Source organism: Algoriphagus sp. PAP.12, assembly GCF_026652115.1.
In the GTDB taxonomy this organism is placed as follows: Bacteria; Bacteroidota; Bacteroidia; order Cytophagales; family Cyclobacteriaceae; genus Algoriphagus.
In genome coordinates this window covers 1-428 of the sequence record NZ_JAPPSQ010000076.1, presented here as the reverse complement: position 1 = coordinate 428, position 428 = coordinate 1, and the positions used below count along the sequence as shown (strand labels likewise).

Annotated in this window: 1 protein-coding gene; it reads right to left on the bottom strand. The window is 41.8% G+C overall.

Translation table 11 applies throughout. From position 1 onward, the window contains the following. Positions 1-65 precede the first annotated feature (65 nt). Positions 66-428: transposase (locus O0V13_RS21520; RefSeq protein WP_268037075.1), on the bottom strand; the 363-nt coding region annotated here is incomplete at its 5' end.

Sequence of the window (428 nt, the reverse complement as noted above, 5' to 3'; positions counted from 1 at the left end):
CTTTCTGGAACTGATTCCACGATAATAGACCTGTCTGTCAATCCCCAACAGTCTGCAGGCGAAGGTTACCCCTTCTTTTTGTTGAGTCTTGAATCGATCAACTGTTGAGGTAAGGACTTTTTTCTGATCGGGATTTTCAGTTCCTCTTCGGCAATATCAATCATCATGTCAAAAATGATGGCCTTCTTGTCGCTAAACTCAAGCTTCTTTTCTAATGAGGCCTTTTGCTTCTCCAAAAGCTTGACTTTTGCTTCCAGTTCCAACAGCTTCTGTTCAGGTGATTTTTCCAAGCTCAGATGTGATTTGTTTTCCCAATCTAAGTTTCCATATTTTCTTAACCAAGTGCGGACCGTGGCATCTCCCTGAATCCCATATTTTAACTGGGCCGCTTTTATTCCTATACCACCTGATTCAACTTCCTTCACAAC